Consider the following 11,247-nt stretch of genomic DNA (forward strand, 5'->3'; position numbering starts at 1 on the left):
GACACAGTCAGGCTTTACACGCGGCGCAACGATAAAGGCGCCGGCGTTGCCTTGCACATTGGTCGCTGTACTTAGTCGCCAGCATTTAACCGAAAATATGCGATAAATTTCACCGGGCATTACCCTTCCACTTCGGATTCCAACTCCGCGCCAGCGACAACATCCAACACCAGGTCCAAATACTGGCGGGCTTCATCTTTGCTAGTGGCTTCTCGTAAGTATTCGGGGATAAATTCGACAAACTCACTGCGGTCGACAGGTTGATGCTCCACCAGTGCTTCGATCATGCCTGGGCGCAATAGACGGTTTTCCGCTGGCGTATCGGGGAATGTCCGTGCGATCACCTTGTCGCTAAGGTACTGCAAGCGCTCTCGCAAGGGCATCTCAGCATCAAATCCGGATAACTGCTGCAAGTCTTCCGCCGACTCTTCTAACAGAGCATCAAAGCTTAACGATGTTTCTTGTATTTCCAAACGGGCTGTTTCGGAAGTCGTCTTCAGTTGGTGCAGCTCCCGCAGGATCGGCTCCAGCTCGCCCTTGGGATTGCTGAACCAATCTGTTGACCAGATTCGCCGGATCCGCCATCCCAAACGTTCCAAAACCTCCTGCCGCAGACGATCCCGGTCTCGGGCGGTTTTCGCTGAGTGGTAGGTGGCACCATCACACTCGATGCCCATCAGGTAGCGCCCGCGGTTACCCGGATCTCTGACGGCGATATCGATATAGAAGCCGGCAACACCGACCTGCGCCTCACACTCGAAACCTTCTCGATAAAGCGCGTCGATCACCGCCACTTCAAAGTCGCTATCCGGCGCCTTGCCGGTGTGGGAAGCCACACCATCCATATTCCCCCGCTCGGCAAAATGGAGGAAATTTCGCAAGGCAATCACGCCGCGTTTCGTGTTTTCCGAGGTAAGGATGTCGTCCGCCCGCATCGAGCTGAAAACATGCATGCGCTTCTTGGAACGGGTAAACAACACATTCAATCGGCGCCAACCGACATCCGAATTAATCGGCCCAAAGCGTTGGTATACCCGGCCACCGACTTCGCCAGGCCCATAGGTGAAGGAGATGAATATCACGTCCCGCTCGTCACCCTGGACGTTTTCCAGGTTTTTGACGAACAATCCATCCTCCTGCGTCCTTAGCTTCTCAACTACGTCAGCCAGTGTCGGATCGGCTTTACAGGCCTCCTCAAGCGCCCGTTCAATCTGCTCCGCCTGTTTGGCGCTCATCGCCACGATACCCAGCGATTCATGAGGTCGTTCCAAGGCGTGCTTAACGGCCGCTTTGGCGACGACACCAGCCTCTTCTACGTTGTATTGGTTAACGAAGCGCCCGCCCCTGACGTGGTGGAACTTGATGCCAAATTCCTCGGACTGGGCATTGGGAGACGGGAAAATCACCAAATCGTTGTCGTAGAAATTGCGGTTACTGAAAGCGATCAAGCTCTCATGCTGAGAGCGATAGTGCCAACGCAGTCGGCGCATGCGAAACAACGGCAGGGAAGCATCCAAAATGCTGTCTGTTTGCGCCAAGGCCGCATCATCCTCTCCGTCTGTCATGTCCTGACGGTCGAAGAAGCTAGTGGGCGGCAACTGTTTGGGGTCTCCTACCACAACCAATTGCCGACCACGGGCAATCACACCCAGTGCATCTTCCGGTTTCACCTGTGACGCTTCATCCATAACCACCAGATCAAACTCGATATGGCCAGGCTTCAGGTAATGCGCCGCCGACATCGGCCCCATCATGAAACAGGGTTTGAGTTCCTGAATCGCACGGCTTGCCCGATTGATAAGCTGCCGAATGGGAATATGCCTGGACTTTTTGCCCAGTTCATTGCGCAGGAGGGATAGTTCCGTGTAATCCGACTTGCGTCCTCCGGAGACACCCTCCGGCGCATTGTGCTCGGCCACTTCGCTGGCAATACGTTCGCGTTGTAGCGTTTTCAGCTTCTGGTCATATTCGCGGAACGTGTTCTGCTTGGCCTCCTGGTTTTTGCCGGACACGCGAGCAAGGTGAGGACGTTCTCTCACTACTTCGCGGGACAGCTGATCAAAAATCGCCAGATTTAGCCCTGCCTCCACGTCCGCTATGGCCAACCGGCCGTCGCTGACCTGACGCCAAAGCCGCTCCAAACCGGCCTTGGCCATTTCATTGCGAATGCGGACATAGTTAACCCAATCGTTCAGCCACGCGGGGTTTGTCATGGCCAATTCATTTCGCGCTAGCACTGCGGACAGATCATCACCAGACGTTTTCAGCCATCCGTTGAGGTTGAGCTCAGTCGCGCCACGGAAAACATCAAGCGCTGCTTCCTGGGCTTCCCAGGCTGGGACCAATATTTCCCCACATTGTTTTACCCGAAGGTAATCTGAATGATTTTCGATATCGAGGATGACATCCCTTAACGGGTCAAAGCGCAGACGACGGTGAATGTAGTTGGCGAAATCCAATGTGTCGCGAATCGCCTCCAACGTCTCCTGATTGTCAGCCGAAGGTCCTAGAGAGAGCGATACGGCCCCCTCAAAGACACGGTCCAATAGCGCATTGTCCGACCATTCCCGCTGCGCTGAGCTCAATTCACGGAGCTCATCAATCCTTCTTTGCAGGGATTCCAGATCAAGCTCGGTATCGGAGAACCAAGACTGAATAGGTTCCAGCGCCAACTTCAGTTGGTCCCCTGCGTGAGCCAGGGAGCCATTCGGACCGGAGAGTGATTGGGCGTGAGTGATCGTCTCGGCGAGTTTGGGCAAGGACGATGACAACTGATCCAGATCACCGAGCAGATTGCGCAATTTATCAGCCACGCCGCTGTCCCGCAGCTGGTGCATCCCCTTGATCAAAGCTGGCGACAGCGATAGCAACTCGTCTCCCAGCGCCACTCTTGGCCCAAACCCTACACCGTAGACATTGCGTACCTGCTTGTACCAGTGCCGCAATTCGGTCAGTGACTGAACGTCGGTATTCAATCCCCTGAATTGATCGCCCAAGCCCGCTTCATAGGGGCGAGCCTGGAATTCGGCCAGACGGGAGGCATACTCAATGGCTTGCTCCAGTCTCTCGCGCAGGGCAGTAAGCTTTATGCCCGGCTTTGAGGCTTGGCCTTTCAAAGTCTTACGGGCGCGCCACCAGTCCCCGGAAAACCACTTGCCCATGCCGGGCCTTTCCAGTTGGGCTTTGACGCTGTCCAGTTCAGCCTCTGACAACAGGCGTTCCGTGCTGTAAGTGCCTTGAATCAGTTCGTGGAGCGGTAATAGAACCTCTAGGCGCTGGGACATGTCGGCCAGGAGCGCATCAACCCCATCGTCATCCAGCAGCGGGGTACGCATAGAAAGATGACGACCATCCAGCTTACCGACCAAGACCAGCAAACCCAGTGCTCGACGTAGCCCGGAGTAGTTATCGTCGATATCACCCGCCAAGCCAGAGGGAAGGGCCGCCTTGAGCTGGCTAATGACCTCATAAACTTCGTCTAATCCGCTCTTAATCTGTTCAACGCGAACGGCGTCGGCAACCACCTCTGTAAGAGGCAAGTCTCGGGCGGCCCCCGTCAAACGCATCAAATCGGCGAAGGCGGGTAACGGTTCACCCTTGGCAAGAGACTTCAAACACTCACTGTTCACGAAAGGCGCGAGCTCTTTATAGCGAGCTTGCAGGTCGCGATGATCCCGCAAATACTGCTCCACCTCCTCGATGGTGAGCGGATTTAGCGAAGACAGCGCCAACAATAACGCCCGCTCCGAAAGTATGGGTAAATCGGCCAAATCGAGAGCCAGAGCCTCTATCTGACTGAGTGTGCTGAGACTGCCTGGCGCAAGACCGAGTATCGCGCCGACTCGCTGACCCTCGCCCGCCAACGCGATCAACGACTGCTGCCAGTCGTTCACTACGTTGACAATGCGATCAGCATCAAAAATCGGGATGTCAGTGCGCTCTACTCCGAACCACGGGTGCGCCTCAATGGGTGCCTCATCCCCAATTTGCTCTCGCATGCGGGAATAGATGTCCTGAAACTCCCGGACCTGATCCCGCAGTTGCAGGCGGCGAACCGTATTGAGGTTTTCTCCATCCAAATCCTCGATGTGTAGATCTGCGGCTGGGACCGCGACCGATTCCCGATAGCGCGAGGCAGCACTGAAAACTTCGTGGATGCTCTTTCCTGTTTGCTTCCAGGTAGAATTGATTTCTTTGGCGTAGGCATTTAGCTCTTCCTTAAGCTGCTCATAGCGTGCGATTTCCGCGTCAATAGCTCGCGTGGAGCGCAGATGCTTCTGGTTGTGTAAGCGCGTCTGCAGGTCATCCAGTACCTTACGCTTTTGGGATTTGTGACTATGCAACTCTAGGCAAAAATCTCCCAATCCTGCCTTGTCGAGTCGATTTTTCACGACCTCCAGCGCCGCCATCTTTTCTGCGACAAACAATACTTTTTTACCGCGCAACATTGCGGCGGCAATCAGATTGGTAATGGTCTGGGACTTACCCGTTCCGGGCGGTCCTTCGACCACGAGATTTTCACCCTTAACCGCATCAATCAACGCGCTGTGTTGCGAGCTGTCAGCATCATCGATTAAAGGGAACTGCTCATGCACATCAGGCAGTTCATCAATCGGATGCTCAACGCTCGCACCGCCCGCAGAGCGTTCCGTCTCTTCGCTGGTGAAAAACCGGTTGATAATAGGGTGATGGACCAAGTTACGCTGATCGGTCGGCCACCGCTCCGGATCCAGGTCCAGATACATCAGCATCTTGCCGAAATTAAGCAGACACAATGCCCCGTAGCGGCGAACCGACCAACGAGGCTTTGTGCCATGAATCAATTCAGCCACTCGATCCAGGTAATGCTCGGGCAGTTCGTCGGTTTCGATATCGGGAAGCACAAGACCGAAATCTAGCGCCAGTTTCTCCCGCAATGACAGGTTCGAAAGGATATCTTCGCCGGTGTACTTCAAGGTATAGACGTAGGTACCCGTCGCGGAATCGATCTCACCTCGTGTAAGGGCTACCGGTAGCGTGAAGAGTGGAGCAAGTCGAGCCTTGTCGGACTCATCGCTCTCAAACCACTCCAGGAAACCCAGGGAGAGGTAGAGAATGCTGGCCCCCGTTTCCTCAATAGCCGTTTGCGCCTTATTGCGAATGGTACGCAGGCGAGCTTCCATTTCGGGTGGGTAGAGTAAAACCTGGATCGCATCATCCTGGTGTTTCTCCTCACCACTGCTGCTATCCGCTCTCGGGAGTTCAAACCCTGTGTCCAGCCCTAATACTTTCGCCCATTCTTTGGCATCCGGGGCAGGCTTCAGGCTTTTATCTTCACCGGTTTTGGGATCAATAGTCAGGTACCCTTCGTCTATCAGCTCTTCGCGAGTTGGAGGTGGCACCGGTTGGAAATGCAGTGTTTTGTCATCCATCAACTCCTGAAAGAGCTGGTCAGGTAGCTCATCGATAATCCGTAACGATGATCCTTTCTGGGTGATGGGGAAATTCAACAAGCGGTTGCGAGACGTGAGATCCAGAAGCTTTTTACGCATGGTTTCAAGTGCGTCCAGCGTAAAGGGATTCTGGCTTTTTAGGCTCTCTGTAATGCTCTGGCTTTGCTCAGTCATGCACTTTATCCCTGACCGTCAATTTTTCTACGTCGTTCTATGCTGCCCTAAGGACCGCAATTCCGTTAAACGTGGCAAGTTCAGCCGTTTGAGGAGCACTTAAAGAGTAACGATGAAGCCCACTTTCCAACAAATAACATTGCCCTCTAATAATTTCATGCGTCTCAACACATAGAGAGTAGATTTTGCCTAATGATTCGCGCGCCGCTACATTCTCCCCTAAATGGCGCTTAAAGTCTGATGTCACTAACTTTAACTGCTCACCAAAGACAGAGTGCTCATGGCGAAAAGAAATCAGTTGCTTTTGCGCCACATCATCCTCGTCCAAGCAACACAGAACTTGTGAGCGAATAGTACCAGCCGAGACCCAAGCTCTATAGGTTGCCATGAACTCGTCGAAGCGCTTTAAATCCATCCGTCTATCAATTATTAGCCTCAAAGACTGACCAAAAAATTCCTGCAACTCGGCCAAATCGCTAACTGCCTTTATCAGTACAGATTCTTTGACATTCTTACTTTTATAAATTTCGTATTCAGCAAGAACCTTAATCACGGAAACCACCCTTGCCACCTTAAAAGAAAGGTCCTTTACATGGAGCCACTCTAAAGACTCCGAAACATCCGCCAGGCCGAGTAAAACCTGATTAATTTGCTGCTCTATGGAGTTCAATTTTCGATACATTATTGCGAAGCCTGCTACACTCACCGCAAGGTTGACGACAGACATCGCGGATACAAACTGCGCATGGGCACCAAGCACATTCAACTGATTCAGAAGCTTTGCATTATCGCTATCCAAGGCAACGCTACCACCTTCGCGAAGCCAAGCGTATACCTGCTTTCCACCTGCCTCCCTAATCACGCCACCAACCCGCTCAAGTCGCCCACTTGACAAGCCGTCTAATATGTCTTGCGAAACATCAAAAATCACGTTGAGGTCAGCCATCAAAAAAATCTCCTTTTTGTTTGTTATGTCGATCGACAATTTCTGAATGCATATGCTTCTGGCGAAGTACCGCAATATAAATCACGCAAGGAATAGTTACTCGATATGCCGGACCTGCCAGATTAATCCCTGCCCACGCACCAGCAACACCCAACCCTATAGGTCCGGCTAAGGCAACAACGGGAGGCACAATGAAAGCCCGACCCGCTTGCACTAGAAACTGCTGAACTAACGTTTCCGTGATAACACGGCCAGCCGCATACAGCCCTGCAGCTCGCACAGCCCCATTGAGCGCACCATCATGTAGCAACAGATAAACATCCGCAAAGCTCGACCCAAACTTTTTAAGCTCTTCATCCAAGTCAGATTTTTGCTTGGCGGACAACTTTTTCTCAATTATTCTAATTACCGCAATAATTATCTGTTCTTCCAGCGCAATGAGGTCATATTTGTGTGGTTTCTTGACCTTAAGCTTTTTCGCAACATCCTTCGCAACCTCCTCATAGCTAGGAAGCCTATAACCGCTTATTAATGAGTTACCACCAAACTCTATGATTTCCTGCAATATAAGATCAGAATATTCTCGATGACTTGGACTATGCTCCTTGTAACGAGTTTTTCCAGACAAACGTTCAGTCCATCCGCCCCTTTCGATTATGTATTGAACTAGGGGTTCCAATTCTTCATTTGAACTTGTACTGAGCAAGTCTTCTGTACTGATCATTACGCCCTCGCATCACCAAGAATAGATTTGATATTTTGCTACTTTTCATATAGTTATGAAGCGATCTATAATCGTCACCTCAGCGCGGCTCGACAAACAGGCGATAAAACTTACCGTCATTCTTCGAAGCTATGCGATTTAATTCTGTGGCGTAGCCTTCAGTGCTAGCAAGTCCCTGGGTTCAACCCCAAGATCCCGCCAATGTTCCGGGTGGCAAGTAAATAAAAGAATCTGGTGACGATGAGCTGCGTCGAACAGGATTCGTTTCATTTGATCAAGACGCTGGCGATCGCTGTGAACTAGAGTGTCGTCAAGCAGAATCAGCGTGGGCCGTCCCGCCTCTCGCAGTAAATCGGCATACGCGAAGCGACTGATCAGGCCCATCTGCTCCCGAGCGCCAAAGCTAAGCGCTTCCAGCGGTCCAGTCTCCTGACCTTGCGATCCGCGGCGGCTCAGCGTCATGGGAATCAGGTCATCGTCGACACTAAGGCGGGCCTGAGGAAATAGTATGTTTAGATAATGGTCGAGATGGCGCTGCAGAGGTGCCTGAAGCCGTCGAGTCAGGGCCTGCTTCTTCTCCTGCAACAGGTTGAGCAACAGGTCCAGCGCTTCACTTCGGCGTTTGAGTTCCTCGTAGCGGCGTTGAGCTTGCTCATGCTGCACCAAACATTCGTCCCGCTGCTCCTCAAGACCCTCGGCGCCTTCGGCTTCCAAACGGCTTTGCAGGCCAGTGAGTTCGAGAGCCCTGTCCCGGAAAGCCTTCTCCTGTTGATCCGCACTCGCCTGATAGCGCTGCATATCTTGTTGCAGTAGGTCAGGTCTGGCTTGGTCAATGCGGGTTTGACGTTGTTCAACCTTTGCCTGCAACTCATCTCTGTCCCGGGCCGCGCCGGCAATATCATCTTTTAGCTTTTTCTGACGAGACCGATATGCATCGCTTTCAAGCTCCTCTCGAAGAAGTTGCCATTCCTGTTCAGCGTTTTCCTTCTGCACGTTGGCGGATGCGAGTGCGCTCTGGTGGTCACGGGCCGCCTTTTGCGCTTTACCAACACGCTTCTCGGCGACGTCCAAAGCGCCCTGGGCACTAGACAGGGAAGGTGTTTCCCCTGGGCATTCAGGTCGCTCGGCCAAGTCGTTTTGCAACTGCTCCTTCCGACGATTGCCAGACTCAAGCTCGCCGGTAAGCGCATCCAGTCCGTCTGGAGCCAGGTTAGCCAGCATGTCTTTGTGATATTTGATGTCATTCAGTCGCGTGGCCTGGCGCTCGGCTTTAGACTCAGCTTCCGCCAAAGAAGCGACCTGCAGGGTAGCCAGTTGGCGCTGATGTTCCTCGGAAAGACGGGAGAGCTGGAGGCGCAGCTCAGAGAGATCCTCACCCCCCGGGGTAATGTGCAGTCGCCCGACGCCAGGGATTGCCAGCTCCGCCTCCTGCAGCAATTGCTGATGACCTTGACCAGTCAACGGCTCACCGTCCAGATGGAACTCCTGACCCGGTTCAAGGGTGTAATCAATAAGGGTGGCGACTGACTCGGAGCGGATCCTGGCCTCATTGAGCGACTGCTCCGCCTTTCGAAGATTCTTTAGTGCCTCGAAATCAATGCCTTCTCGCTGCTGCGTATCTTGAAGGTCTTTCAACTGTTGCTGGAATGTCCGTGCTTGACCAAGTCTGTCCTTCAGTGTCTGGAGATTGTCGCTAAGCTGATTCAGGTCTCGTTGAAGCCCCCGACGTTCTTCCTGTTGCCGTGCGAGCTTTAACATATCGCGCGCGCGCTCGTAGGCGTCCCGAGCTCGAACCTCTTCATCCTGAACGCCAGCACCTTGGTTTGCAGCCCGGTTTAATGCGTTACTGGCCTCGTGATAGCGTCGCTCCCGTTCCTTTAGCTGTGCTTGTTGGCCCTCCGCTTGCCGCAGATGCTCTTGCAACAGCTCGAGTTTTTGGTGACAGCTATCCAACGCTTGCTGTTCCCGTCGCTGGTCTTGACGCCACCGCTCAACTTCCTGGAAATCCTGCTCAGCTTTACGATATTGCTGGCGAGCCTCCTCCCACGGACGTTCCTGCTCGTCTAGCCTTTGTTGCTGGCGTAATTGCCCCAGGCGATCCACTTGTGTCTGATAGTCGGCGATGCGGGCATTCAAGGCATCCAACTGCGACTTCAGGGCTTCTTCACGCTCTGAGAATTTTTGTAAGTCACCGCGGGGCCTGCCCGTGCTGGTGAGCAGAGCATCTCGTTGCTGCCTGACGGTTTGAATAATGTCATCGCCACCGGTGCTAGCAACTTCCCCCAGCAAACTGTTGAGCGCGGACTTGAGGTGGTCGCCCGCAAAGTTAACAGCTTCCGCCAATACTTGACCGGTGCCCTGCTCTACCCAAAGCAGCCCTGGAATACCCCAATGTTTCGGCTGGCTGGCCCCTCGCCCGGAGAATTGATAACCAAGCAGATCCGCTAGCCGATCTTCAGCGTCCTCTCCCGATAATGAACGGGCACCGATGGACAGATCACAGCGTTTGCGATGCAGGAAGCTTTTAACGAGATGCCAGCGCTCTCCTCCCCATTCAAAATCCAGTGTCACAGTCGGCGTGGCTGCAGAGTCTCCCCAGGGACGAAGATCATCGACGCTACTAGAACGATGTCTCTCAAAAAATGCGGCACGAATGGCGCGCACCAAGGTGCTTTTGCCGGATTCATTGGGGCCATGGATAAGGTTGATGCCTGGCTCCAAGCCCTCTAAAACAAGAGGTTGTTGGAATTGTCTGAGTTGTTCAACCTGAATGCGATCGAGTTTCACGGGTTGCCCTCCCCATTAACTCCCCTGCTTTGCCGATCGCGCAACAGCCCAGCAAGGATCACAAGAGCTTCTCTTGCAGCCCCAGTGTCATCCATGGCCTTTTCACGCAGAGCAGCAACCACCTCCCCCAAGTAACCATCGGCATGGAGTGCCGCAATATCTTCTTCAGTGGGTAGAAGCCGCAAACGGGAGCGATCACACTCAACACTGCGGTGCACCCCCTGGGCGACCGAAAGCGCCTGATCGAGCTTGGCTTCGCCACCTAAGTCAAGAGTACCCTCCAGTTGAATATCGACAACGGCAGGTTCCTCCAATGCTTCCAGACGGGCTAGAACGGCGTCCAGATCCGTTGGCACCTGAAGCGTTTCATGCCATTGGTGCCACTGATACTGGCCCGTCCGATGTGACGTTACCTTGGGCTCAGCGCCCGGCCCCTCAATCTCTACCACCAAGGCGAAGCCTGCCTCATTGTTGCGGAATCGTTCCGGCTCGGGCGTACCGCTATACCAAGTACTAGGGGCAATTTGCTTGGCACCATGCCAATCGCCCAAAGCGAGATAATCTAGCCGTGCACGGTCAGCGCGGTCTGGAGCAATGGGGTTCGGCGAATCGACAGACTCTGACAAAACGCCCTGAATGCTGCCGTGGGCCAACCCAATGCGCAACAGCCCGTCCGGCGTTTGTAAGCTATCAAATACCGCCGTCAGATCCTCATAAGTGTGACGCTGGGTGAGTGGCGCAGCCAAGACCATAATCCCCTGCGGGGACAGATCGACAACACTTGGCTCAAGAGCCAGATGAACATTCGCGGGCACCGTCTCAAGACGCAGAGCCCGAGTCCACACGCTTTCCGCCAGCGCGGCATCATGATTTCCAGGGAGCAACACCCAAGGGCCCGAAAAAGCGCTCATGGCGTTGAAGGCCCTGCGTAGCGTGCGGTCGGATACGGTCTGGGCGTCGAACACATCCCCGGCGACCAACACCGCCTCACACTGCTCGTCGACAGCCAATTGGGCCAGACGCTCTATCATCGTAAAACGCGCCTCGGCCAGCGCGGCCGCATCGTCAGGTGCGAAGCGGCTGTAGGTTCTGCCGATTTGCCAGTCAGCAGTGTGGAGAAATCGCGGCATCTCAGTCGGCTCCTTCCGTTTCTAGTCCCAAAAAGGCAGGAATCAGTTGAGGCA

At 53.7% G+C, this 11,247-nt stretch carries 5 protein-coding genes; all 5 read right to left on the reverse strand.

Annotation, left to right across the window (positions count from 1 at the left end; all coding sequences use genetic code 11):
• Positions 1–119: 119 nt before the first annotated feature.
• On the reverse strand, positions 120–5,606 hold the full coding sequence (gene hhe / locus CLR77_RS18005) for a DUF4011 domain-containing anti-phage protein Hhe (RefSeq protein WP_097462093.1): 5,487 nt from the start codon (positions 5,604–5,606) through the stop codon (positions 120–122).
• Between the two features lie 37 nt (positions 5,607–5,643).
• Positions 5,644–6,552: a hypothetical protein gene (locus tag CLR77_RS18010; protein WP_097462094.1), complete on the reverse strand. Its 909-nt coding sequence runs from the start codon at positions 6,550–6,552 to the stop codon at positions 5,644–5,646.
• Positions 6,545–7,276, reverse strand: coding sequence for a YaaW family protein (locus tag CLR77_RS18015; RefSeq protein ID WP_097462095.1), 732 nt, complete (start codon positions 7,274–7,276; stop codon positions 6,545–6,547). Before CLR77_RS18015 ends, CLR77_RS18010 begins: the two co-directional genes overlap by 8 nt.
• A gap of 138 nt (positions 7,277–7,414) precedes the next feature.
• Positions 7,415–10,063: an AAA family ATPase gene (locus tag CLR77_RS18020; protein ID WP_097462096.1), complete on the reverse strand. Its 2,649-nt coding sequence runs from the start codon at positions 10,061–10,063 to the stop codon at positions 7,415–7,417.
• Positions 10,060–11,193, reverse strand: coding sequence for a metallophosphoesterase family protein (locus CLR77_RS18025; RefSeq protein ID WP_097462097.1), 1,134 nt, complete (start codon positions 11,191–11,193; stop codon positions 10,060–10,062). The genes CLR77_RS18020 and CLR77_RS18025 overlap by 4 nt, the downstream gene beginning before the upstream one ends.
• Positions 11,194–11,247: the final 54 nt, after the last annotated feature.

Source organism: Mangrovitalea sediminis, assembly GCF_002514725.1.
Classification (GTDB): Bacteria; Pseudomonadota; Gammaproteobacteria; order Pseudomonadales; family Oleiphilaceae; genus Mangrovitalea; species Mangrovitalea sediminis.